The sequence below is a fragment of the Streptomyces sp. NPDC050548 genome, assembly GCF_044457385.1.
GTDB lineage: Bacteria > Actinomycetota > Actinomycetes > Streptomycetales > Streptomycetaceae > Streptomyces.
This window is the reverse complement of record NZ_JBITGV010000009.1, coordinates 359,608-382,026: the sequence shown is the minus strand read 5'-3', so window position 1 is coordinate 382,026 and position 22,419 is coordinate 359,608. Positions and strand designations below refer to the sequence as shown.

Annotated in this window: 20 protein-coding genes; 12 read left to right on the top strand and 8 right to left on the bottom strand. The window is 71.5% G+C overall.

The window, feature by feature from the left end:
- Positions 1 to 297: 297 nt before the first annotated feature.
- Together ACIBJH_RS26265 and ACIBJH_RS26260 are read right to left on the bottom strand one after the other, a co-directional pair.
- Entirely contained in the window at positions 298 to 2,022 is a 1,725-nt protein-coding gene (locus ACIBJH_RS26265; RefSeq protein ID WP_399119301.1) for an ABC transporter substrate-binding protein, read from the bottom strand.
- Positions 2,023 to 2,068: 46 nt separating this feature from the next.
- Positions 2,069 to 2,965, bottom strand: a complete 897-nt coding sequence (locus tag ACIBJH_RS26260; RefSeq protein ID WP_399119300.1) for a proline iminopeptidase-family hydrolase — start codon at positions 2,963 to 2,965, stop codon at positions 2,069 to 2,071.
- Positions 2,966 to 3,094: 129 nt separating this feature from the next.
- On the opposite strand from ACIBJH_RS26260, the gene ACIBJH_RS26255 reads away from it, so the two are divergent.
- On the top strand, positions 3,095 to 3,979 hold the full coding sequence (locus ACIBJH_RS26255) for a FadR/GntR family transcriptional regulator (RefSeq protein ID WP_399119299.1): 885 nt from the start codon (positions 3,095 to 3,097) through the stop codon (positions 3,977 to 3,979).
- 230 nt (positions 3,980 to 4,209) lie between these two features.
- On the opposite strand, the gene ACIBJH_RS26250 is transcribed toward ACIBJH_RS26255, so the two are convergent.
- A complete protein-coding gene (locus ACIBJH_RS26250; protein WP_399119297.1) occupies positions 4,210 to 5,052 on the bottom strand; it encodes a PhzF family phenazine biosynthesis protein in 843 nt (280 codons plus the stop codon).
- Positions 5,053 to 5,101: 49 nt separating this feature from the next.
- Here ACIBJH_RS26250 and ACIBJH_RS26245 point away from each other — a divergent pair, with 49 nt between their 5' ends.
- The 3 genes from ACIBJH_RS26245 (at position 5,102) to ACIBJH_RS26235 (ending at position 10,071) form a co-directional block, all read left to right on the top strand.
- Positions 5,102 to 6,148, top strand: coding sequence for a permease (locus ACIBJH_RS26245; RefSeq protein ID WP_399119296.1), 1,047 nt, complete (start codon positions 5,102 to 5,104; stop codon positions 6,146 to 6,148).
- Complete coding sequence (locus ACIBJH_RS26240) at positions 6,145 to 6,873, top strand: TIGR03943 family putative permease subunit (protein WP_399119295.1); 729 nt, start codon at positions 6,145 to 6,147, stop codon at positions 6,871 to 6,873. Before ACIBJH_RS26245 ends, ACIBJH_RS26240 begins: the two co-directional genes overlap by 4 nt.
- A gap of 75 nt (positions 6,874 to 6,948) precedes the next feature.
- Positions 6,949 to 10,071, top strand: coding sequence for an ATP-binding protein (locus tag ACIBJH_RS26235; protein WP_399119294.1), 3,123 nt, complete (start codon positions 6,949 to 6,951; stop codon positions 10,069 to 10,071).
- Here the strand turns inward: ACIBJH_RS26235 and ACIBJH_RS26230 are convergent.
- Together ACIBJH_RS26230 and ACIBJH_RS26225 are read right to left on the bottom strand one after the other, a co-directional pair.
- A complete protein-coding gene (locus ACIBJH_RS26230) occupies positions 10,052 to 10,843 on the bottom strand; it encodes an ABC transporter permease (RefSeq protein WP_399119293.1) in 792 nt (263 codons plus the stop codon). The two genes, ACIBJH_RS26235 and ACIBJH_RS26230, sit on opposite strands and share 20 nt — an antisense overlap.
- Positions 10,840 to 11,811, bottom strand: a complete 972-nt coding sequence (locus ACIBJH_RS26225; RefSeq protein ID WP_399119292.1) for an ATP-binding cassette domain-containing protein — start codon at positions 11,809 to 11,811, stop codon at positions 10,840 to 10,842. The genes ACIBJH_RS26230 and ACIBJH_RS26225 overlap by 4 nt, the downstream gene beginning before the upstream one ends.
- Before the next feature lie 243 nt (positions 11,812 to 12,054).
- On the opposite strand from ACIBJH_RS26225, the gene ACIBJH_RS26220 reads away from it, so the two are divergent.
- On the top strand, positions 12,055 to 12,507 hold the full coding sequence (locus tag ACIBJH_RS26220; protein ID WP_399119291.1) for a phospholipase: 453 nt from the start codon (positions 12,055 to 12,057) through the stop codon (positions 12,505 to 12,507).
- A gap of 75 nt (positions 12,508 to 12,582) precedes the next feature.
- Here the strand turns inward: ACIBJH_RS26220 and ACIBJH_RS26215 are convergent, their stop codons facing one another.
- The gene (locus ACIBJH_RS26215) at positions 12,583 to 13,362 is read right to left on the bottom strand and encodes a DeoR/GlpR family DNA-binding transcription regulator (RefSeq protein WP_399119290.1); all 780 of its coding nucleotides are present in this window, start codon (positions 13,360 to 13,362) and stop codon (positions 12,583 to 12,585) included.
- A gap of 123 nt (positions 13,363 to 13,485) precedes the next feature.
- On the opposite strand from ACIBJH_RS26215, the gene ACIBJH_RS26210 reads away from it, so the two are divergent.
- Positions 13,486 to 14,367 carry an SIS domain-containing protein gene (locus ACIBJH_RS26210; protein ID WP_399119288.1) on the top strand — a complete coding sequence of 294 codons (882 nt, stop codon included), beginning with the start codon at positions 13,486 to 13,488 and terminating at the stop codon, positions 14,365 to 14,367.
- A gap of 16 nt (positions 14,368 to 14,383) precedes the next feature.
- Positions 14,384 to 15,253: a ketose-bisphosphate aldolase gene (locus ACIBJH_RS26205; protein WP_399119287.1), complete on the top strand. Its 870-nt coding sequence runs from the start codon at positions 14,384 to 14,386 to the stop codon at positions 15,251 to 15,253.
- On the opposite strand, the gene ACIBJH_RS26200 is transcribed toward ACIBJH_RS26205, so the two are convergent.
- Positions 15,243 to 16,376, bottom strand: coding sequence for a methyltransferase (locus ACIBJH_RS26200; protein ID WP_399119320.1), 1,134 nt, complete (start codon positions 16,374 to 16,376; stop codon positions 15,243 to 15,245). The two genes, ACIBJH_RS26205 and ACIBJH_RS26200, sit on opposite strands and share 11 nt — an antisense overlap.
- A 78-nt stretch (positions 16,377 to 16,454) precedes the next feature.
- On the opposite strand from ACIBJH_RS26200, the gene ACIBJH_RS26195 reads away from it, so the two are divergent.
- The 4 genes from ACIBJH_RS26195 to ACIBJH_RS26180 all read left to right on the top strand — a co-directional run bounded on the left by ACIBJH_RS26195 (position 16,455) and on the right by ACIBJH_RS26180 (position 19,974).
- Positions 16,455 to 17,096 carry an alpha-ketoglutarate-dependent dioxygenase AlkB family protein gene (locus ACIBJH_RS26195; RefSeq protein WP_399119286.1) on the top strand — a complete coding sequence of 214 codons (642 nt, stop codon included), beginning with the start codon at positions 16,455 to 16,457 and terminating at the stop codon, positions 17,094 to 17,096.
- A gap of 114 nt (positions 17,097 to 17,210) precedes the next feature.
- Positions 17,211 to 18,425 (top strand): ROK family protein, encoded by a 1,215-nt coding sequence (locus ACIBJH_RS26190; protein ID WP_399119284.1) that lies wholly within the window; start codon positions 17,211 to 17,213, stop codon positions 18,423 to 18,425.
- Positions 18,426 to 18,531: 106 nt separating this feature from the next.
- Positions 18,532 to 18,783 (top strand): hypothetical protein, encoded by a 252-nt coding sequence (locus ACIBJH_RS26185; protein WP_026178689.1) that lies wholly within the window; start codon positions 18,532 to 18,534, stop codon positions 18,781 to 18,783.
- Between the two features lie 9 nt (positions 18,784 to 18,792).
- On the top strand, positions 18,793 to 19,974 hold the full coding sequence (locus ACIBJH_RS26180; protein WP_093630662.1) for a flotillin family protein: 1,182 nt from the start codon (positions 18,793 to 18,795) through the stop codon (positions 19,972 to 19,974).
- Positions 19,975 to 20,000: 26 nt separating this feature from the next.
- On the opposite strand, the gene ilvY is transcribed toward ACIBJH_RS26180, so the two are convergent.
- A complete protein-coding gene (gene ilvY, locus ACIBJH_RS26175; RefSeq protein WP_399119283.1) occupies positions 20,001 to 20,855 on the bottom strand; it encodes an HTH-type transcriptional activator IlvY in 855 nt (284 codons plus the stop codon).
- 88 nt (positions 20,856 to 20,943) lie between these two features.
- Here ilvY and ACIBJH_RS26170 point away from each other — a divergent pair, with 88 nt between their 5' ends.
- Positions 20,944 to 22,413, top strand: coding sequence for a ketol-acid reductoisomerase (locus ACIBJH_RS26170; protein WP_399119282.1), 1,470 nt, complete (start codon positions 20,944 to 20,946; stop codon positions 22,411 to 22,413).
- Positions 22,414 to 22,419 lie beyond the last annotated feature (6 nt).

Here is a 22,419-nt window from a genome sequence, read left to right as displayed (position 1 = left end):
GTCTCAAGGGCGTGGGAGGTGCCCCCACTCGCCGCACCGGGCGAAAGCCCACGTACAACCAGTACGAGGGCTTCCACCCGGCACTGGGCCCCCCCGCGGGCGGGGGGGCCCCCCCCCCCCCCCCCCCCCCGCCCCCCCCCCCCCCCCGCGCCGGCCCCCCCCCCCCCCCCCCCCGCCCCCGCCGCCCCCGCCCCCCCCCCCCCCCCCCCCCCCCCCCCCCCCCCCCCCCCCCCCCCCTCCGCCAGGGGCCCGGCGGGCGCCGGGCCTCCGGAGCGGCCAACTCGGTTGGGGCGGTGCTCACTTGACCCATGTCTGGCCGACGAGCATGTAGAACTGCTTGCTGAACTGGTAGTTGCCCAGCCGCTTCGACGTGAAGTCGATGATCTTCGGGTTGATCAGCGGGACGACCGGCGACTGCCGCATGACCTCCTGATCGATCGCGCCCCACTGCGTGTTGGCGGCCGTCGGATCGCTCTGCGCGGTCTTCAGCGCGGTCTGCATCTTCGCGTCGACGCCCTTGTCGCAGAAGCCCGAGATGTTGATGCTGGAGTCGCTTCCCGGGTGGAACGCGGCGCAGGAGAACAGCACGTTGAGGAAGTCCGAGGCCGCCGGATAGTCCTGGTACCAAGAGGTCAGGGCGAGTTGGACCTTGTTCTTGGTGTTCTGGATGTAGGTGAACTGGATGTTCGCCGACAGCGGCTTGAGCGTCGCCTTGTAGCCGAGCTGGGTGAGCAGGCTCTGCAGGTACTGCCCGATCGACTTGTTGACGTCGTCGTCCTGGGTGACGATGCCGACCTCCTGCCCGGCGGTACCGGACTGCTTCACCAGTGCCTTGGCCGTGGCGAGGTCCGCGGCCGTCCAGGTCTTGCCGCCGCCCTTGGTGTAGTCGCAGGAGTCGACGTGCCCGGGGAAGCCCGGCGGCAGGATCGTGCACGCCGGGGAGGCGAGGTTGGTGCCGCCGTACAGCCGCACCACGGCGGACCGGTCCACGGCCCAGTTGATGGCCTGGCGCGCCAACTTGTTGTTGAACGGAGCCGTGTTGACGTTCAGCGTCGCGTACCAGAACGCGGTCAGCGGGTTCACATGCGCCTGGGCGGTGTACTTGGTGCCTATCTCGTTGAGCCGGTCGGCGGGCGGCGGATCGTACATCCAGTCCGCCTGGCCGTTCTCGACGGCGGTGACCTCGGACTCGACGGTCTGCCCGAAGGTGTAGTCGATCTCGTCCGGGTACCCCTGCGGCTCGGCCTCCCGCGACCACTCCTTGAAGTGCGGGTTGCGCACCAGCTTCAGCGCGCGGTTCGGGTCGTAGGAGGCCGCCATGTACGGGCCGGTCGTCGGCAGCGGCTTCGTGCCCGCGTCCTTCGCCGGCGAGTCCTTCGGCATGATGCTGGCGTGCGGGACGGCCAGCTTGTACGGGAACTCCGAGTCCGCCGCGGTGAGGTTGATGGTGACGGTGTTCGCGGTCGCGTCGCCGGTCACGCCGCCCTTGAGCGTGCAGGACGCGGGTGTCTTCAGGCAGGCGGTGGCGCCGACGATGCCGTTGTAGAAGGTGCCCGCGGTGGGGCTGGAGACCTTGAAGATGCGCTGGAAGGACGCCACCACGTCGTCGGTGGTCAGCGCCTTGCCGTTGGAGAAGCTGATGCCCTTGCGGAGCGTGAAGGTGTACGTCTTCCCGCCGTTGCTGACCTTCGGCATCGCTGCCGCCAGGTCCGGGACGACCGTGAACGACGACTGGCCGCCGACCTTCTTGAACGACAGCAGCCCGTCGTACATCGACTGGTACAACTGCCAGTACTGGAGCGTGTAGTTGACCTGCGGATCGAGGCTGCCCGCCGCCGCGTGGGCGACGAGCTTCAGCGTGCCGCCCTTGTGCTGCGGCAGGAAGGCGGAAGAGCCGGACGCCGACGAGGACGTGGTCGCGTCGGCGGAGGAACCGTCGCCGGAGGACGAACAGGCGGCGGTGGTCAGGGCGAGGGCGACGGTGGCGGCGGCGAACGCGCTCCGTCTCGTGGTGCGGGACATCCAGGGAACTCCCGTCGGGGGAACGGCTGTTGGGTCGGCCGGGGGATCAGTCGGTGGAGTCGAGGAAGGTGCCCACGACCCGGAGGTAGAGCTCTTCCTCCTCGACGTGGGGCATGTGGCTGGAGTGCTCGAACATGTGCCAGCGCACGTCGGGGATGTGGTCGGCGAAAGGGCGCAGCGTCTCGGGAGTCGCCTCGTCGTACCGGCCGGACACCAGCAGGGTCGGTGCCTCGATGAGATGCAGCCGGTCGATCACGGACCAGTCCTTCATGGTGCCGACGACATGGAACTCGTTCGGCCCGTTCATCGTGTGGTACACGGTCGGATCGGCCGCGATGTTCTCCCAAGTCGCCTGTACCTCGGGCGGGTTGGGGTTCATACGGCACACATGGCGTTCGTTGAAGACCTGCTCGGCGGCGAGGTAGTCGGGGTGGTCGGTGGTTCCGGCCGCCTCGTGGGCGAGCAGAGTGCGCTGGACCTCGGGCGGCAGCTGGCCGCGCAGTTCGGCCGCCGCCGCGAGCCACAGCTCCATGGACGCGGGGGAGTTGGCGATGACCAGTCCGCGCAGCCCGGCCGGCCGGCGTACCGCGTGCTCGGCTGCGAGCATGCCGCCCCAGGACTGCCCGAGGAGGTGATAGGCATCGGCGATGCCCAACTCCTTGAGGAGATTGTCGAGTTCGTCGAGAAAGAGCTGGACGGTCCAGAAGTCGGCGCCCTCGTCGGGCAGATGGGTGGACAGCCCGGTGCCGAGCTGGTCGTAGTGCACGACGGGCCGTCCCTGCTCGGCGATGCCCGCGATGCTGAGGGTGTAGTTGTGACCGGCGCCGGGGCCGCCGTGCAGGACGACCAGCGGTGTCCTGCCGGGCTCGCCGGTGATCCGGTACCAGGTGGAGTGGCCGTTGAAGTCGACGGTGCCGGTGTGATTCGGTTCGGGAATCGCCACGCGATGGCCTCCCAGGAGGGCCGTCCGCCAGGCCGAATTCCGGGCCCGGCCTCTGGCTGAAACGAAAAGGATGTGACGGATGGCTGTGATGGTGATTGGGTAAAAGGTCAGCGCACAAGACCTTTTGGCGTGGGCTGGGCAAGACGTAACGACGAGTTCACGTGGCCCGCCCGCGTTTACAGCAGCGGCATTGAAGGGGGAGGACAGCTGACATCCGTACCTGAGGCATCCGAGGCCGGGGACGAGTTCTCACGCGTCCTCGACCGTGTCCTCCTCGGCGGCTCCCCGTCCTCCGCGCTGCGCCCGGTCCGGGTCGCCTCGGCGGTCGACGAGGTGTCCGACCGGCTGCTCACCGCGATCGCCGTGGGCGACTTCCTGCCGGGCGAGCGGCTGCCGGCCGAGCGCGAACTCACCGGTCTGCTCCGGGTCAGCCGCCCCACCGTGCGCGAGGCGGTCGCCCGCCTCCAGGCCGTGGGCGTGGTCGAGATCCGCCGCGGGCGCAACGGCGGGACCTACGTCCGGGACAGCTGGACCGAGGCGACGGCCACCGCCGTCCGGCACACCCTGCTGCCCCGCTGGGAGGAGTTCGAGCAACTCTTCGACCTGCGCGGCCTGGTCGAGGGCATGGTCGCCGCGACGGCCGCCCGGCGCCGGGGCCCGAAGGACCTCGACCCCATGCGGGACGCCCTGTCCGCCTACCTCGACGCGAGCACCCCGCGCGACGCGCACACCGCCGACAGCGCCTTCCACCAGGCCGTCCGCGCCGCCACGGGCAACCCCCAGATCGTCATGCTCAGCCAGGACCTGCTGGCCCGCATCAGCCTCGGCTTCCCCGTCGAACCCTGGGGCAGGGGCGAACAGACCCAGTTCCATCAAGGCGGCGAGGACCACAAGGCCCTGTACGAGGCCATCGCGGCGGGCGAGCCCGAACGCGCCGAGGAGATCGCCCGGGGCCACTTCACGATCAGCGCCGACCTGATCCGTGACGTACTGGAGCGGGTCCGGGCCCGCTAGGCCGTGTCCGCGAAGTCCCGCCTGCCCTGCGGCGCCCGGCACGCTCCCCCACTGTCTCAAGGGCGTGGGAGGTGCCCCCACTCGCCGCACCGGGCGAAAGCCCACGTACAACCAGTACGAGGGCTTCCACCCGGCACTCCCCCAGCCTTCGGCCGGGGGACCCCCAGAGCACGCACCGGACGCTGCAGTGCCCGCCCTCCGGGCGGACGACGGGACTTCGCGGACACGGCCTAGACGCCCAACTCCCGCACGGCACCGGCGACTTCCGCGATTCCGCCCAGCCGCAGCACGGGTCGCGCGCTCGCGGTGATCGTGGCCGGGCTGCCCAGGGGGTCGCCCATGTCTACGGCGATCTCGGTGATGCCCCGCTCGGCCAGGTCGGCGGCGAGGCACGCGGTGCTGTTGGCGTTCGCGATGTCCTCCGGGACGCCGATCGACGGCGCGAACATGCGTGCCGCGATCCGACCGGAGCGCTCCGGCACCGAGTAGACGTAGCAGCCGAGGAGTCCGAACCGGTCGCAGGCCGCGCGGAGTCCCTCGAAGTCCGGTGCCAGCGCGGCGAGTTCGGCGCGCGAGGCGACCGGGACGAGCAGGCGCGCCCGCCCGACCGAGGCCACGCGGGCGCCTGGCGCGAGTGTGTCCGAGGTGACGCCCAGCGTGGGCAGGACGAGTGCGCGCTCGTCGGCGGTCGGCTCGCGCAACGCGACGGGACCCGGGTCGAAGACGGCGCGGAACCGTGCCCCCTCCCGTACTGCCCACCCGGCGAAGGAACGCCCCGCCGCGTAGAGGGAGGCCCGGTACTCCGCGACTCCGGCACGGTCCGCGAGGTACGCGAGGGCGGCGACCGTACCGTGGCCGCACGCGGGCAGTTCGCCCTCGGCGGTGAAGAAGCGGAGCGACACCCCGGACTCGCGCACCGAGACGAAGACGGCGTGCGAAGTCTCCGCGAGGACCGGCACCCGACGCCGCTCGTCCTCGCTCAACGGCACCTCGTCCAGCACCGCGGTGGGGCTTCCGCCGGCGCCCTCGCGCAGACACGCGCGGACGATCGTGACGGACAGTCGGCTGATCACGCGAGAACCGTACTATGTTCTGTCGCAACATCAGACATTCGGAGCAAATATGCCAAAAACGGATGAGCTGCTTGATGTGACGGAGGCGGTGGCCCCGGCCACCGTCCACCCACCCGAGCGACGGCGCCGCCGCCTCCCGCGCAGACCCCCGCCCACGACGGCGCTCGTCACCGTCCTCGGCCTCGCGGTCTGCGCCCTCCTGCTGTCGGGCACACCGTGGCTGAACGGCCCCGCCGTGGCCGCCTGGCGCACCGTCTGCCTGGCCATCACCGTGCAGGCGCTGCCCTTCCTCCTCCTCGGCACCGCCCTGTCCGGGGCGATCAACGCCTTCGTGCCGGCCGACCTGTTCACCAAGGTGCTGCCCCAGCGCGCGGTGCTCGCCGTCCCCGTGGCCGGCCTCGCCGGAGCCGTCCTGCCGGGCTGCGAATGCGCGTCCGTGCCGGTCGCCAACAGCCTGATCCGCCGGGGCGTCACCCCGGCCGCCGCGTTCGCGTTCCTGCTGTCGGCGCCCGCGATCAACCCGATCGTGCTGACCGCCACCGCAGTCGCCTTCCCGGGCAGCCCCGCCATGGTGCTCGCCCGGCTGCTCGCCTCGCTCGCCACCGCCGCCGTCATGGGCTGGCTCTGGCTCTGGCTCGGCCGTACGGAATGGCTGCGCCCGGTCGTCCGGCACACCGGACACCGGCACGGGCACAGCCGCTTCACGGAGTTCCGGCTCGGCTTCCAGCACGACTTCCTGCACGCGGGCGGCTTCCTCGTGCTGGGCGCGATGGCCGCGGCCACCTTCAATGTGACCGTCCCGCGCTCCGTCCTCGACACCTTCTCCGGCTCGCCCTGGCTGTCCGTGCTGTTCCTGGCCGCGCTCGCCGTCGTCCTCGCGGTCTGCTCCGAGGCCGACGCCTTCGTGGCGGCCTCACTCACCGGCTTCTCACCCACCGCCCGGCTGGCCTTCATGGTGGTCGGCCCCATGGTCGACCTCAAGCTGATCGCCCTCCAGGCCGGCACGTTCGGCCGGGCGTTCGCCGTCCGCTTCTCCACCGCGACCACCGTCGTCGCTGTGGCCGCCAGTGTCCTGATCGGAGGCGCCCTGCTGTGAAGCGCACCGCACAGATCGCGCTCCTGACCCTGACCGGCCTGGGCCTCCTGCACAGCGCCCTCTTCACCGACCTCTACCTGCGCTACGTCAAGGAGGGCCTGCGCCCGCTGCTGATCGTCTCCGGCGTTCTCCTGCTGCTCCTGGGCCTGGCCCACGCGGCGTTCGACCACGACACCGGTGAGAAGAAGGACCACGCCCACGGCCACGACCACTCCACCGCACCCCGCATCGCCTGGCTCCTCTTCCTCCCCGCGCTCAGCCTTCTCCTCTACGCCCCGCCCGCCCTCGGCGCGTACACGGCAGCGCACGCCGGCCGCGAGACCGTCAATCAGCAGAAGGGGTTCGCCGCACTGCCCGCGACCTCACCCCTCCCGATGACCCTCACGGACTTCACCACCCGGGTCCAGCAGGACAAGCAACGCGCCATCAAGGGCCGTACCGTCGAGATGACCGGCTTCGTGACACCGGGACAGGGCGGTGCCTGGGACCTGACCCGCATCATCTTCACCTGCTGCGCGGCCGACGCCCAGACCGTCAAGATTCGGATGTACGGCACCCCCGCCCCGCCCGCCAACACCTGGCTCGCCGTCACCGGAACCTGGCACACCCAGGGCGCCCTCGGCACCAAGTCCGCTGCGGCGGCCCTCGACGTCCACAGCACCCGGCCCATCGCCCAACCCGTCAACGCCTTCACGGACGACCTGCCCCTCACACCCACCCGCTGACGCGAACTGCCGCTGCCGACACGGGCGTTCGGACAGCGGGAGCCGCGAGGCCCCGACCTTGGTTAACCTGCACGGGTGACCACCGACCTGACCTTGCTGCCCCGCGTCGCCCATCGCGGACAGGAGATCACCGCGCCCCGGCTGCGCGGCCTGCTCGCGCTGCTCGCCGGCGATCTGCGCACCGGATGCAGCACCGAGCGGCTGGTGGCGGGGCTGTGGCCGGACGAGTTGCCGGAGCGGCCCGGCAAGGCGGTCCAGGTCCTCGTGTCCCGGGCCCGGGCACAGTTGGGCGCCGACGTCATCGCCAGCACCCCGACCGGCTACCGGCTCGCCCTCGCCGAGGACCAGGTCGACAGCTCCGTCCTGCTGCTGCACGCCTCGGCCAGCGCCGACCGGTCCAGGGCCGGGGACCATGCGGCAGCCCTGGCCGCCGCCGACGCCGGACTCGCCCTGTGGGAGGGCACTCCGGACGGCGACCCCGACAGCGCCGACCCGGTGGCCGTACTGCGCGCCGAACGCGCCCCCGTCCACGGCACGCTCGTCCGCGCGCGGGCCCTCGCGCTCGCCCGCCTGGGGCGGCACGCGGAGGCGGCCGGCCCGCTCGCCGCGGCCGCCGCCGAGCATCCGCGCGACGAGGAGGTGCTCGCCGAACTCCTGCGCGGCGAGGCCGCGTCGGCGGGCCCGTCCGCAGCCCTGATGCGCTACGAGGCGTACCGCAGGGAACTCCGCGACGACCTCGGCACGGACCCCGGCGCCGGACTCAAGGCCGTGCACAAGGAGTTGCTGAACGGCGAGGCACCCGTGGTCAGACACGGCGTCCCGCACGAACCGAACCCCCTCCTCGGCCGGGACGAGGACATCGCGGCCGTCGAGCGGGCGCTGCACACCTCCCGCGCCGTCACCGTCGTCGGGCCCGGCGGCCTGGGCAAGACCCGGCTCGCGCACGCCGTCAGCCGCCGGGCCGAACAGCGCATGGTGTACTTCGTGCCGCTCGCCGGTGTCACGGCCGACGCGGACGTGGCCGCCGAGGTGGCCTCCGCGCTCGGCGCGGGCGGCATGAGCGGGCCCGCCGCCGGCGACCCGGTGAACGCCGTCCTCGGCATCCTCGGCAACGGGCCCGCCCTGCTGGTCCTCGACAACTGCGAACAGATCGTCCGGGGTGCTTCAGCCCTCGTCCAGGCCCTCGTCTCGTCCTCCAAGGACCTGCGGGTCCTCGCCACCAGCCGCGCCCCGCTGGGCCTCACCTCCGAGGCGGTGTACGCGCTCCCGGAGCTGGGCCTCGCCACCTCCGTCGAGCTGTTCACGCAGCGGGCGCGCGCCGCCCGTCCCGGTGTAGAACTGCCGTCGGGCGCGGTGACCGAGCTGTGCCGTCACCTCGACGGGCTGCCGCTCGCCGTGGAGTTGGCCGCGGCGCGGGTGCGCGTCCTCTCGGTGCCGGACATCGCCCGGCGTCTCGGCGACCGGTTCGCGCTGCTGCGCGGCGGCGCACGGGACGCACCCGAGCGGCACCGCACGCTGCACGCGGTCGTGGAGTGGAGCTGGAACCTCCTCGCGGAGGACGCCCGGGCCGCGCTGCGCACCCTCTCCGTGTTCCCCGGCGGCTTCCTCGCCGAGGCGGCGGAGCAAGTCCTCGGCGAGGACCCGCTGTTCCTCCTGGAGCAACTGGCCGACCAGTCGCTGCTGACCGTCGCCGACACCCCGGCGGGCGTACGGTTCCGCATGCTGGAGACCGTACGGGAGTTCAGCGCGGCCCGGCGCACCGAGGCGGGCGAGGACGAGACGGCCGTAGACCAATTCCTGCTCTGGGCACGGGACTTCGGGGTCGCGTTCCACGACTGGTTCTTCGGCTCGGAACCGCGCGCTGCCTGGGAGCGGATCAGGGGCGAGCAGGACAACCTCGTGCTGGCCCTGCGGTACGCCCTGGCCCGGACGGACTGTCCAACTATCGCCGCCCTCACCGCGGTTCTCGCCGCCCTGTGGTCGACCGGTTCCAGCTACCCCCGCCTCACCGCGCTCGCCGCGGACACCGGCCCGCCGCTGTCGCACTACCGCCCCGAGCCCGAGTACGTCGAAGTCGCCCGCGCCGCCGCGGTGTTGTGCACGGCGAGCCTCTTCATGGGTTTCGGCCCGCAGGTCGTACGGCAGCTCGTCACCCTCCGGCGGCTGCCCCCGGCCCCGCCGGACACCCTGCTGCGCGCCATCTCGGCCGTGCTGGGCGCGGTCCCCGAGATGCTGCCCCCGGACTACGGCGTGCTGCGCGAACTCTGCGACAGCGAGCGGCCGTTGCTCGCGGGCATCGCCGAATGCGTCGCCACCTACGTCTGGGAGTACGAGCACGACATCGACCGCTCGCTCGCCTCCGCCCGGCGCAGCATCGAGGCACTGGCGCCGGTCGACCACCCCTTCCTCCAGGTCCTCGGGCACGCCCGGCTGAGCGAGCTGTGCCTGCAGACGGAGCAGGGGGAGGCCGCGTACGAAAGTCTCAGGGCGGCGCTCGCGGCGTTGCCACGACTCGGTGACGAGCACGACTCCATCGGCGTCCGCTGGGGTCTCGTCCTCGCGTGTCTGCAGCGCGGCGAACCCGACGAGGCCGAGTTCTGGCTGCGGCAGGCGGAGGAGCGCAACCCCGCGCACAAGGACGACGTCTACAGCCCCGACTTCGGCGGCCGTGCCGAGATCGCGCTCGCCCGCGGGCTGACGGAGGTCGGACTCGGCCTGTGGCGCCGCAACGTGGAGGCGATCACCGCGGTCGGTTCGACGGGGAGCGACGACCCCTTCTACGACCGGTGGCTGCTCCAGGTCCAGTCGGCGGCGGTGACGGCACACGCGCACGCCGACCGGCTCGGGCTTGTCACGGACGTGGCCGACCGGCTGCGCCGGCGGTTGCGCACGCTGCTCGCGGGACCGGCCCGCTCGCCCATGGAACTCCCCATGTTCGGGACGGGGTTGCACGCCCTAGGCATGGCCGGGATCGTCTCCGGCGACGCCTCCGCCGTACGGTTGATCGCGCTCGCCGAACGGCTGCGGGTGCTGCGCGACTTCCAGCCGACCATGTCGGCGGAGCGTGCCCGGCGGGCGGCCCTGGACGCCGACAGGGCGGCGTACGCCGACGCGGTGTCGGAGTTCGCCGCCCTGGAGCGGGACGAGCTGCGGGAGGTGGCCCGCGCTGTCATGGCGGTTACTTCGGATCGCGGTTGAACTGTGCCGTCGACCAGCGGTAGCCGAGCACGGTGAGCCCGACGCACCAGGCGAGCGCGATCCACCCGTTGTTGCCGATCCCGGTGCCCAGCAGCAGACCGCGCAGGGTCTCGATGGCCGGGGTGAAGGGCTGGTACTCGGCGATCGGCTGGAACCAGCCCGGCATCGTGTCGGCCGGGGTGAAGGCGCTGGAGATGAGCGGGAGGAGGATCAGCGGTGTCGCCATGTTGCTGGCCGCCTCGGGGTTGGGGCTCGCCATGCCCATCCCGACCGCGATCCAGGTGAGCGCCAGGGCGAAGAGCGCGAGCAGCCCGAAGGCCGCCAGCCACTCCAGGACCGTGGCGTCCGTGGACCGGAAGCCGATGGCCACGGCGACGGCACCGACCAGGATCAGACTGGCGAGCACCTGGAGCACACTGCCGACGACGTGCCCGATGAGGACGGAGCCGCGGTAGACCGCCATCGTGCGGAAGCGGGCCATGAGCCCCTCGCTCATGTCCATGGAGACGGAGACCGCGGCCCCGATCACGGTGCTGCCGATGGTCATCACCAGGAGGCCCGGGACGAGATAGGCGATGTACTCGGAGCGGTCGGCACCGCCCCCGCCGATGCCCGCGCTCATCACGTTGCCGAAGACGTAGACGAAGAGCAGTAGCAGCATGATCGGGGTGAGCAGCAGGTTCAGGGTCATCGACGGGTAGCGCCGGACGTGCAGCAGGTTGCGGCGCAGCATCGTGGACGAGTCGCGGACGGCGAGGGCGAGAGTGCTCATCGGGCGTTCTCCTTCGGCTGGTGGGGGACCTTGCTGTCGCCGGTGAGGGCGAAGAACACGTCGTCGAGGTCGGGGGTGTGCACGGTCAGTTCGTCCGCCTCGATGCCGGCGGCGTCCAACCAGTCGAGGACGGCCCGCAGTTCGCGCTGGCTGCCGTCGCTGGGGATCTGGAGTGACAGCGCCTCGTCGTCGCGGGTGACCTCGCGCAGGGCGGTGGCGGCGGACTGGTAGGCGACCGGGTCGGTGAAGCGGAGCCGGACGTGTCCGCCGGGGACGAGCCGCTTGAGTTCCTCGGCGCTGCCCTCGGCGGCGATCCTGCCGTCGTTCAACACCGCGATGCGGTCGGCGAGTTCGTCGGCCTCGTCCAGGTACTGGGTGGTGAGGAAGACGGTGACCCCGTCGGCGACGAGCGTGCGGATGATGCCCCACATGGTGTGCCGGGAGCGCGGGTCCAGGCCGGTGGTCGGCTCGTCGAGGAAGATGATCCGCGGGCTGCCGACGAGCGTCATGGCGATGTCGAGGCGGCGCTTCATGCCGCCGGAGTAGGTGGAGGCGGGCTTCTTCGCGGCCTCGGTGAGGTCGAAGCGGGCGAGGAGTTCGGCGGCCACCCGGCGTCCCTCCTTCCGCGGCAGGTGATGCAGATCGGCCATGAGGAGCATGTTCTCCTCGCCGGTGATCAGTCCGTCGACGGCGGAGAACTGCCCGGTGACGCCGATCGCGGCCCGTACGGCCTGCGGGTCCACGGCCAAGTCGTGGCCGCCGACGCGCAGTTCGCCGGCGTCGGCGGCGATGAGGGTGGAGAGGATCTTGACGGCGGTGGTCTTGCCGGCGCCGTTCGGGCCGAGCAGGGCGAACACCGTGCCGGCCGGTACCGCCAGGTCGATGCCGTCGAGGACCGTCTTGTCCCCGTAGGCCTTGCGCAGCCCCTTGGCCGCGATGCCCAGTGAGTGCGATGTCGTTGAAGTCATGCCGCAGAGCGTGCGGCAGGCCGCATTCAGCGCGGTTTCACGACGGTTTCACTGCCCCGGAACCGGGTCGCCCGAGCCCCGCCACCGGTGTCTCCCATGGGGTTCATGTCCCGATCTCCTGCCACATCCGAGAGTTAACGGGTCATTGGGGCACATGCGGTGTGAAGGCGGGGTCGAGCCGGAAATCATCTTGTCATGAACCTGCGATCCGATGGGCGGATCGCGGTCTCATGGAGGTGTTGGATGCACCGCAGACTCGCCACCGGTCTCGCCGCCTCGACTCTGGCCCTGGTCGCCGTCGTGGCGACCGCGACAGCCGCCACCGCCGTACCCGCCGACAAGCCCCAGGTCCTCGCCGGCTGGACCCAGACCAGCGCGTCGAGCTACGACCTCTGGGCCGCCGCCCGCGCCAACCAAACCGCCTGGTCCGCCTACGAGTTCGACTGGTCCACCGACTACTGCTCCGACTCGCCCGACAACCCCTTCGGCTTCCCCTTCGCCACGTCCTGCGCCCGCCACGACTTCGGCTACCGCAACTACAAGGCCGCAGACAGCTTCGACGCCAACAAGTCGCGGCTCGACAGCGCCTTCCACGAGGACCTCAAGCGCGTCTGCACCGCCTACAGCGGCGCCACCGCGACCGCCTGCAACAGCACGGCATGGACGTACTACCAGGCCGTGAAGGTGTTCGGCTGACGTATCGTTAACTGCACGGACAGTGCGGGACGTCGACGTCGGGCGTCCCGCAACTCCGGCTCCGGCGAGGCGGGTTCACACCGCCACGACCCGAACCCCCGCCTCCTCGAACCGCCTTGCCGTCTCCGGCGCCACCGCCGAGTCCGTCACCAGCGTGTCCACCGACTCGGCCGAACAGATCCGGGCGAAGGCCCGCTGTCCGAGCTTGCTGGAGTCGGCCGCGACAATGACACGTTCGGCGCGCTCGCACAGCAGCCGGTTGATCGCGGCCTCCGCCTCGTCGTGGGCCGCGGCACCGTGCGTCACGTCGAAGGCCACCACACCGAGCACCGCCACATCGACGGTGATCTGCGAGAGCACCCCGTCCGCGAGCGGTCCGACGAGTTCGTACGACTGCGGGCGCGCGACCCCACCGGTCAGCACGATCTTGAACTGGGGCCGTACGGCAAGCTCGTTGGCGATGTTGAGCGCGTTGGTCACGATGGTCAGCGAGGGCGATCCGGAGCTGAGATCGCCGCGCACGGCCAGGGCGCGGGCCACCTCCGTGGTCGTCGTACCGCCGGTCAGGCCCACCGCCTCGCCCGGTGCGACGAGTTCCGCGACCGCCTTGGCGATGCGCTGCTTCTCGGAGGCGTGCCGGGCGGTCTTGTAGCGCAACGGCAGTTCGTACGACACCCCGTGCACCACGGCGCCGCCCCGGGTGCGCACCAGCATCTGCTGCTCGGCGAGCTGGTCGAAGTCACGGCGGATCGTGGCGGCCGACACCGCGAGGTCGGCGGCCGCCTCCTCGACGTCGAGCCGCCCGCGCTCCACGAGCAGCTCCAGCAGCGCCTTCCAGCGGGCGTCGCGCGACATCCGCACTCTCCGTTCCTCGATTCTCCGCGACCTTAACGCACGCCCCCTTGGTTCGTTTGCTTGATTATGCTCGAAAGATCGCTATATCTTGCAAGAACGAGCATCTCTGGGGAGGGGAACGACATGACCCATGTCGAGGACGAGCTGAGGAGCCAGCCCGAGTGCTGGACACGCGCCGCGTCTGAGGCGCCGGGCTACCAGGACGTGCTTCCGGCGCCGGGGGAGCGGGTCGCGATCGTCGGCTGCGGCACCTCGTACTTCATGGCACAGGCCATAGCCGCGCTGCGCGAGGGGACGGGCCAGGGCGAGACCGACGCCTTCGCCGCCTCCGAGTTCCCCTACGGCCGCCCGTACGACCGGGTCCTCGCCCTCACCCGCTCCGGCACCACGACTGAAGTCCTGGAACTTTTGGGCCAGTTGAAGGGCCGCACCCGTACCACCGCGATCACCGCCGACCCGCACACCCCCGTCATGACGGCCGCCGACGACATAGTGGTCCTCGACTTCGCCGACGAACGCTCCGTCGTGCAGACCCGGTTCGCGACCACCGCGGTCACCCTGCTCCGCGCCCACCTGGGCCTGCACACCGACACCGCCGTCGCCGACGCCCGTACCGCGCTCGCCGCCGAACTGCCCCAACAGCTCATCGCCTGCACCCAGTTCACCTTCCTCGGCCGAGGCTGGACCGTCGGGCTCGCCAACGAGGCCGGGCTGAAGATGCGCGAGGCCTCACTCTCCTGGACCGAGGCCTACCCGGCGATGGAGTACCGGCACGGCCCGATCAGCATCACCACCCACGGCACCGCCACCTGGATGCTCGGCGAGGCACCCGAGGGACTCGCCCAACAGGTGCGCGCCACCGGCGGGTTGTGGATCGAGGGCGGCCTCGACCCGCTCGCCGAACTCGTCCGCGCCCAGCGCCTCGCGGTCGCCGTCGCCGCCCACCGCGACCTCGACCCCGACCGCCCGCGCCACCTCACCCGCTCGGTGATCCTCGCCCCCTGAAAGGACAGGACAGGCCGTGCCCCTCGTCACCACCGGCGAACTCGTCACCCGCGCCGCCGAGACCCGCTCCGCCGTGGCCGCCTTCAACATCATCACGCTGGAACACATCGAGGCCGTCATCGCGGGCGCCGAGTCCGCCGACAGCCCCGTCGTCCTCCAAGTCAGCGAGAACGCCGTCAAGTTCCGCCACGGCCGCCTCCTCCCGCTCGCCCGCGCGGCCGTCGCCGCCGCCGAACGGGCCGCCGTACCCGTCGCGTTGCACCTCGACCACGTCCAGACAGACGACCTGCTACGCCAGGCACAGGCCGCCGGGTTCAGCTCCGTCATGTACGACGCGGCCCGTCTGTCCTACGCCGACAACCTCGCCGCGACCCGCGCCGCCGCCGACTGGGCACACTCCCAAGGGCTGTGGATCGAGGCCGAGTTGGGAGAGGTCGGCGGCAAGAACGGCGAGCCGCCGCTCGACGCCCACGCACCCGGCGCCCGCACCGACCCCGCCCAGGCCCGCGCCTTCGTCACCGACTCCGGCGTGGACGCCCTCGCCGTGGCCATCGGCAGCTCCCACGCCATGACCACCCGTACGGCCACCCTCGACCACGACCTCCTCAAGCGGCTCACCGCCGCCCTGGACGTCCCCCTCGTCCTGCACGGCTCCTCGGGAGTCCCCGACGACGAGCTGATCGCGGCCGTCGCGGGCGGCATCGCCAAGGTGAACGTGGGCACGGCCCTCAACCTCGCGATGACCGGCGCGATCCGCGCGTACCTCGTCGAGCATCCCGAGGCGGTCGACTCCCGCAAGTACCTGAGCGTGGGGCGGGAGGCGATGGCCGGGGCGGTGGCCCGCATCATCGGCGTGCTCGCCGCCCCCGGTCCGGCTAGCGCTTGACGGCCTTCAGCACCACGAACTTCGGGTCGCTGGCGACGAGTTGACTGTTGCCGAACAACCGCTTCAGCTTCACGTGGTAGGCGAGATGCCGGTTGCCGATCACGTGGAGTTCTCCGCCCGGCCGCAGCGCCCGCCGCGCGTCGCTGAACATCCGCCAGGCCGTCGCGTCGGTCGTCGCCTGGTGCGAGTGGAACGGGGGATTGTTCAGCACGAGGTCCACACTCTCGGCCGGAACCCCGGTCAGCCCGTCCCCGACCCTGAACTCCGCATGCCCCGGCACCCCGTTGGCCTTGTACGTGGCCTCGGCGGAGGCGACGGCCTGGAACGACTCGTCCACGAACAGGACTTCGGCCTCCGGATCGGCCAGCGACACCGCCGTACCGACGACACCGTTGCCGCACCCGAGGTCAACGACCCGGCGGGGACCGTGACTTGAGGGCAGGTGCTGAAGGAAGAACCGGGTGCCGATGTCGAGGCGCTCGGCGCAGAACACACCGGCGTGGTTGACCACGGTGTGCCCCGAGACGACACCGATGCCATCGGGCAGGGCGTAGCTGTGCGGCCACGGATTGGTGGCACGCGCTCCCGACGACCGGGGCGAACAGTGGATCAGCCGGGCCTTCTTCTCGGCCAGCGAGGTCCGGGTCGGGCCGAGGATCCGCTCGAACAGCTTCAGCGTCGAGGTGTGGATCTCCTTCACCATCCCGGTGCCCACGACGACCGTGCCGGCGTGCACCGCGGGCGCCAGCCGCAGCAACTGGTCCTCCAGCAGCGCGAGACTCTTCGGCACCCGCACCAGCAGGACGTCGACGCGCTCGGGCGGCGGATCCTGGGTGGTGAGCAGCCGTACGGAATCGGCGGCGACCTCGTTCCGTGCCAGGTTCGCCTTCGTCGCCTCCTGGGTGAGGAAGGAGTCCGTGATCTGCACCGGGCCGTGCTCCGCGAGCGCCGTGGCCAGGGCGCCCCAGCGGTCGCCCACGATCACGACCGTGCCGGACAGCGGGGTGTCCTGTGCCGCGAGATGTCGCAGCAGGTACTCGTCGGAGGCGTCCCAGGCGCGCAGCCGGTCGCGCGGGTCCTCGGGGAAGCGGGCCAGGGCGCGGTCGCCCCACGGAGTCGTCATGCGGTCGATATGGTCGTCCATCGTGCGCCAAGGCTAACCGAGTACCAGCTCACGGCCGGTCGGGGCAGGATGGAGTGCATGGACGCCGAGCTGTTTCCCCGGGCCCGCACGGAGATCGCGCCGGGCGCGGTGCACATCCCGGACTGGCTCGACCCGGCCCGCCAGCGCGACCTCCTCACGGCCTGCCGCGACTGGGCCCGCCCGCCCGCAGGCCTGCGCACGGTCCGCACCCCCGGCGGCGGCACGATGACCGCCCGCCAGGTCTGCCTGGGCTGGCACTGGTACCCGTACGCCTATGCCGAGACGGTCGTCGACGGCGACGGCACCCCGGTGAAGCCGTTCCCCGCGTGGCTCGACGAGCTGGGGCGGCGCGCGGTCGCCGACACCCTGGGGGAGCCGACCGCGTCGTACGACATCGCCCTGATCAATTTCTACGACGGCGACGCCCGCATGGGCATGCACCGCGACAGCGACGAGAAGTCCGACGCACCGGTCGTCTCCCTCAGCCTCGGCGACACCTGCGTCTTCCGCTTCGGCAACACTGAGACCCGTACAAAGCCTTACACCGACGTCGAGTTGAGGAGCGGGGACCTGTTCGTGTTCGGCGGCCCGTCGAGGCTGGCGTACCACGGGGTGCCAAGGGTGTACGAGGGGACGGCGCCGGGGGAGTTGGGCCTGAGGGGGAGACTCAACGTGACGCTGAGGGTCAGCGGCTTCTAAGACGGGGGCAAGCTCTGAAGGGGTGCGGGGAACTGCGCGACCAGCCCCCACCGGCCGTCACTATGACCACAACCCCCACCGGCTCTCGATACGGATCATGGGAGACTCCCCCTCATGAGCGGCGAAGGGACAACCTCAAGAGCGCGGCTGGACCGAGGACGCGGAGCCCTCGGCCCCGCACTGGAGCTCGTGCACACCGGCCGCGCCCCCACCCGCGCCGTACTGACCGCAGAACTGGGCGTGACCCGGGCAACGGCCGGCGCGGTCGCCGCCGAGCTGGAGGCACTGGGCCTGATCAGGGTCGACGCGAGGCCCGGCGCGGCGGCCGGCTCGCAGGGCCGCCCCTCGCACCGGCTGGCCCTCGCCGAGGACGGCCCCGTCGTCCTCGCCGCCCAGGTGCACGCCGACGGCTTCCGCGCCGCGCTGGTCGGCCTCGGCGGCCAGATCGTGGCGACAGCCCCCGGCTGCGAGGCCGTGGACGCCGACCCGGCGAAGGTGCTCGGTTCGGTCGTAGAGGCGGGCGCGGATCTGCTGCGCGAGACGGGCCGGCGCTGCGTGGGCGCCGGACTCGCCGTACCGTCCGCCGTCGCCGAACCCGAGGGGCTGGCACTGAACCCCCTCCACCTCGCCTGGCCCGCGGGTGCGCCGGTGCGCCGGATCTTCGCGGAGTGCGTGCGCGCGGCGGGCATCGCCGGACCGGCGTTCGCGGGCAACGACGTCAACCTCGCCGCGCTCGCCGAACACCGGCACGGCGCGGGCCGGGGCGCCCGCGACCTGCTGTGCGTGGCGACCGGGCACCGGGGTGTCGGCGGTGCCCTGGTTCTCGACGGGCGTCTGCACACGGGGAGTTCGGGCCTCGCGCTCGAAGTCGGACATCTCACCGTCAACCCCGAGGGCCGCCCCTGCTACTGCGGCAGCCGCGGCTGTCTCGACGTCGAGGCGGACCCGCTCGCGTTCCTCACGGCCGCCGGTCGGGAGCCCGGCCCCGAGGTGTCCCTGCTCCAGCAGTCCAACGACCTGATCCGTCGGCACTACGACGACCTGTCCGTCCGGAGGGCCGCCGAGACGCTCATCGACCGGCTCGGGCTGGGGCTGGCCGGGCTGGTGAACATCCTCAATCCCGACCGGATCATCCTCGGCGGACTGCACCGCACCCTCCTGGACGCCGACCCGGACCGGCTGCGCGCTGTCGTCGCCGACCGCAGTCTGTGGGGGCAGAGCGGGGGCGTGCCGATCCTCGCCTGCACCCTCGACCACAACAGCCTGGTGGGTGCCGCCGAGTTGGCGTGGCAGCCCGTGCTGGACGATCCGCTGGCGGCCCTTTCCTGAGCGCGCGGACGGCACGTGACGGAAGGAATTGACGAGCCCGTTGGGAGCGGGGGCAGAGTAGGTCTATCGTCGGAAACCTAAGGCCAGAGGATGGAGGCGGCCGGTGATGCCGCAGGATGAGCCCGTGATCGGATGCACGGGGCAGGTGATCATCGGAACCCGTGGGAACGCGGGCCCCGGCGAGATCCTGGTGCGCGTCCGCGGCGGCTCCGAGACCTTCCTCGCCTGGTCTGACGACCCTCTGCCCACGGGGGCGACCGTGCTCGTGATCGAGTCGCGTGGGGGTCGTGAGGTCCACGTCATCGAATGGGTGGATCCATTGGACGCGCTGGGCGGGGACCCCGCCGGCGCAGAGTGAGGAGTACCAATGTTCGGTTACCGCGTTCCCGCTCCCGATGAGGCGATGCTGATCTCGGGTGGCAGGCGGGGACTGGGGGGCGCGCCGTTCCGAGTGGTGACGGGGCACGGAAAGTTCGTGCTCCCGGTTTTCCGCAAGACCCGTTTCCTCACCCTGGCGATGTGCGAGGCAGAGGTCACCGAGACCTGCGTGACCCGGCAGGGCATCGCCCTGAACGTCCGCGCCGTCATCGCCTTCAAGGTCGGCAACGACACCGAGAGCATCATCAACGCGGGCCAGCGCTTCCTGTCCGACCAGGACCAGATGTCGGTCCTGACCGGCCGGATCTTCGCCGGTCACCTGCGGTCCATCATCGGCTCGATGACCGTCGAGGAGATCGTCACCGAGCGGCAGAAGCTCGCCGCCGAGGTCCTGGACACCTCGAAGATCGAGATGGCCAAGATCGGCCTCATCGTGGACTCGCTGCAGATCCAGTCCATCGACGACGGCGACACCGGCTACATCGAGGCCATGTCCGCCCCGCACAAGGCGGCCATCCAGCGCCAGGCCCAGATCGCCCAGGCCCAGGCCACCCAGGCCTCCGCCGAGGCGCAGCAGGTCGCGGCCCGCAACCAGGCCGAATACGCCCGGCAGACCGCCGTCGTCAAGGCCGAATACTCCGCCGAGGTGGACCGCGCCCAGGCGCAGGCCGCGCAGGCCGGACCGCTCGCGCAGGCCCACGCCCAGCAGGAAGTGCTCGCCGCGCAGACCGAACTGGCCCAGCGCCAGGCCGAGTTGCGCCAGCAGCAGCTGGTCGCCGAGATCGTCAAGCCGGCCGAGGCCGAAGCGCAGCGGATCAAGCTGCTCGCCATCGCCGAGGCCGACCGCATGAAGATCCAGGCCGAGGCGGCGGCCTCCTACGACCGGGTCGCGCTCGACCGCATGCTGATCGACCAGCTCCCGCAGATCGTGAAGGAAGCGGCGGGTGGCCTCGCCGGCGCCAACGTCAACGTCCTCAACGGCGCCGACGGCCTCGGCGAGATCGCGGCCGGCCTGGTCTCGCAGGGCCTCACGATCCTCGACTCGGTCCGGGGCAACCTGGGCAACGCGGACAATGACGGCCGCCGCCCCGGCGACGAGGTCAAGAACCTCCTCCAGCTCCCGGCGAAGAAGGACGACAAGAAGGACGACGGTCCGGTGGACCTCGACTAGCACACGCTGCGGAAGGCAGGCCGGTCCTACCAGCGAGCCGTGAGGCTCCACAGCGTCGCCACCAGCGGGCGGCGCAGATCGGCCCGCCGTACGCACAGCCCGATCGGGAGCGGCTCCGGCGCGGGATCCGCCGCGACGACCGCCAGCCGCTCCCGTACGGCACTGCACTCCAGCACCAGCCGGGGCACCACGCCCGTACCGCAGCCCAGGGCGACCAGCGTCAACAGCCCTTCGTGGCCGTCCGGTTCACAGACCACGTCGGGTGTCGTGCCCCGGGCCCGGAACCAGCGGTCGGCCGCCTCGCGGACCAACCCGCGGTGCGGGAGGACGAACGGGCCGTCAAGCCCGGGGTCGGGACGGTCGCGAGCGGTGACCAGCACCAGCTCGGTCACCGCGACCGTCCGGCTCACCAGCGGCTCCGGCAGCCGCGCCGGGATCCCCGCGACCGCCACGTCCACCTCACCCTCGTCGAGCCGGGCCAGCGCGGCCGCCGCGTCACCCGTGCGCAGATCGAGCCGCACCTGCGGATGGGCGGCCCGGAAGGGCGCCAACAGGTCCGGCAGCAGGGCCTGGCAGGCGGTCACCGTGGCGAACAGGCCCAGCCTGCCGGTGAGTTCGGCCGGGTCGGGATGCTCCTCGCGGTAGGCGCGCCACAACTCCAGTGCCTGGACGGCGTATTCACGGAACCGATGCCCCTCCGCCGTCAACGACACCCCACGCGCGCCACGGTCGAACAACCGGTGCCCGAGGCCGGCCTCCAGCCGCTGCACGGTCCGCGTCAGCGTCGCCGGACTCACGTGACAGTCGAGACTCGTCCGCCCGAAGTTCAGCGTCTGCGCCAGATGCAGGAAAAGCTGCAGCTCCCGACGGTCGTCCCGCATCCCTTGACCTGGCCCTTTCACTTCCCGCAACAGTCCGATGCGCAGATTGCGCTTGCCGCAACACTCGCCCGGAGCCTACAACTCGACCATGACCTCGACCACGCACACCTCCGCCGTCTTCACCCTCGAAACGATGGACGTGCCCGGCGGCACGGAGACCATCCTGCGCGGCGGCCGACACCTCTTCCCGCTGCTCCCGCAGGCCTTCGCCGACGTCCACCGCATCGGCGTCATCGGCTGGGGACCGCAGGGCCGCGCCCAGGCCCGCAACCTGCGCGACTCCCTCGCCGGTACGGACATCACGGTGAGCGTCGGACTGCGCCCCGGCTCGGCGTCCGCCGCCGATGCCCGCGCCCACGGCTTCACCGAGGAGGACGGCACGCTCGGCGACTGGCTCGCCGTCACCGCCGCCAGCGACCTGGTGATCCTGTTGATCGCGGACGCGGCCCTCGCCGCCCATCACGAGGAGATCTTCGCCGCGTTGAAGCCCGGCGCCACCATCGGCCTCTCCCACGGCTTCCTCCTCGGTCATCTCCGGGCGAGCGGCGGCGAGTTCCCGCCCGGACACGGCGTCATCGCCGTCTGCCCCAAGGGCATGGGCGACTCCGTGCGCCGCCTCTACGAACAGGGCGCGGAGATCAACGGCGCGGGAATCAACAGCAGTTACGCCGTCCATGCCGACCCCGACGGCAAGGCCACCGACCGCGCGCTCGGCTGGTCGGTCGCGCTCGGCTCGCCGTACACCTTCCGCACCACCCTGGAGAGCGAGTACCGCTCCGACATCGTGGGCGAACGCGCCATCCTGCTCGGCGCGGTCCACGGCATCGTCGAGAGCCTCTACACGCGCTACCGCCTGGCCGGCGACGACCCGGTGACCGCGTACGAGCGCTCCTGCGAGAACGTCACCGGACCCATCGCCCAGACCATCTCGCAGGCCGGACTCCGCGCCGTCCGCGAGGAGTTGGACCCGGCCGGACGCGAGGTCTTCGACCGCGCGTACTCGGCGACCTACGGCCCCGCCCGCGAGATCGTCGCCGAGATCTACGACGAGGTCGCCGACGGCACCGAACTGCGCAGCGTCGTCCTCGCCGAACGGCGGCTCGGCGCACGGGAGATGAGCGAGATCGGCGGCTCACCCATGTGGGCCGCAGGACCGGAGGTGCGCGCCCGCCGGGCCGAACGCGCCCTGCCCGTCGAGCCGTTCACCGCCGGGGTGTTCGTGGCGACGATGACCGCCCAGGTCGACGAGTTCGCCGAGCGCGGCCACCCCTGGTCCGAGATCGTCAACGAGTCGGTCATCGAGGCGGTGGACTCCCTGCTGCCCTACATGCACGCCCGCGATGTGGCGTACATGGTCGACAACTGCTCCCGCACGGCCCGCCTGGGCACCCGCCGGTGGGGCCCGCGCTTCCAGGCGGCCTACGAGCAGATCGCCTACCCGGCGTCCGAACTCCCGCCGAACGAGGCCCTGTTGACGGCCTTCGACACCCACCCCATGCACGAGGCACTGGCCGCCGCGGCGAAACTCCGCCCGTCCGTGGACATCTCCGTGGCCTAGACGCCC

Excerpts from the sequence above, each read along its gene's own strand:
- ACIBJH_RS26265 (WP_399119301.1), bottom strand. The coding sequence starts at position 2,022 with ATGTCCCGCACCACGAGACGGAGCGCGTTCGCCGCCGCCACCGTCGCC.
- ACIBJH_RS26245 (WP_399119296.1), top strand. The coding sequence starts at position 5,102 with ATGCCAAAAACGGATGAGCTGCTTGATGTGACGGAGGCGGTGGCCCCG.
- ACIBJH_RS26230 (WP_399119293.1), bottom strand. The coding sequence starts at position 10,843 with ATGAGCACTCTCGCCCTCGCCGTCCGCGACTCGTCCACGATGCTGCGC.
- ACIBJH_RS26225 (WP_399119292.1), bottom strand. The coding sequence starts at position 11,811 with ATGACTTCAACGACATCGCACTCACTGGGCATCGCGGCCAAGGGGCTG.
- ACIBJH_RS26220 (WP_399119291.1), top strand. The coding sequence starts at position 12,055 with ATGCACCGCAGACTCGCCACCGGTCTCGCCGCCTCGACTCTGGCCCTG.
- ACIBJH_RS26215 (WP_399119290.1), bottom strand. The coding sequence starts at position 13,362 with ATGTCGCGCGACGCCCGCTGGAAGGCGCTGCTGGAGCTGCTCGTGGAG.
- ACIBJH_RS26210 (WP_399119288.1), top strand. The coding sequence starts at position 13,486 with ATGACCCATGTCGAGGACGAGCTGAGGAGCCAGCCCGAGTGCTGGACA.
- ACIBJH_RS26200 (WP_399119320.1), bottom strand. The coding sequence starts at position 16,376 with ATGACGACTCCGTGGGGCGACCGCGCCCTGGCCCGCTTCCCCGAGGAC.
- ACIBJH_RS26195 (WP_399119286.1), top strand. The coding sequence starts at position 16,455 with ATGGACGCCGAGCTGTTTCCCCGGGCCCGCACGGAGATCGCGCCGGGC.
- ACIBJH_RS26190 (WP_399119284.1), top strand. The coding sequence starts at position 17,211 with ATGAGCGGCGAAGGGACAACCTCAAGAGCGCGGCTGGACCGAGGACGC.
- ACIBJH_RS26185 (WP_026178689.1), top strand. The coding sequence starts at position 18,532 with ATGCCGCAGGATGAGCCCGTGATCGGATGCACGGGGCAGGTGATCATC.
- ACIBJH_RS26180 (WP_093630662.1), top strand. The coding sequence starts at position 18,793 with ATGTTCGGTTACCGCGTTCCCGCTCCCGATGAGGCGATGCTGATCTCG.
- ilvY (WP_399119283.1), bottom strand. The coding sequence starts at position 20,855 with ATGCGGGACGACCGTCGGGAGCTGCAGCTTTTCCTGCATCTGGCGCAG.
- ACIBJH_RS26170 (WP_399119282.1), top strand. The coding sequence starts at position 20,944 with ATGACCTCGACCACGCACACCTCCGCCGTCTTCACCCTCGAAACGATG.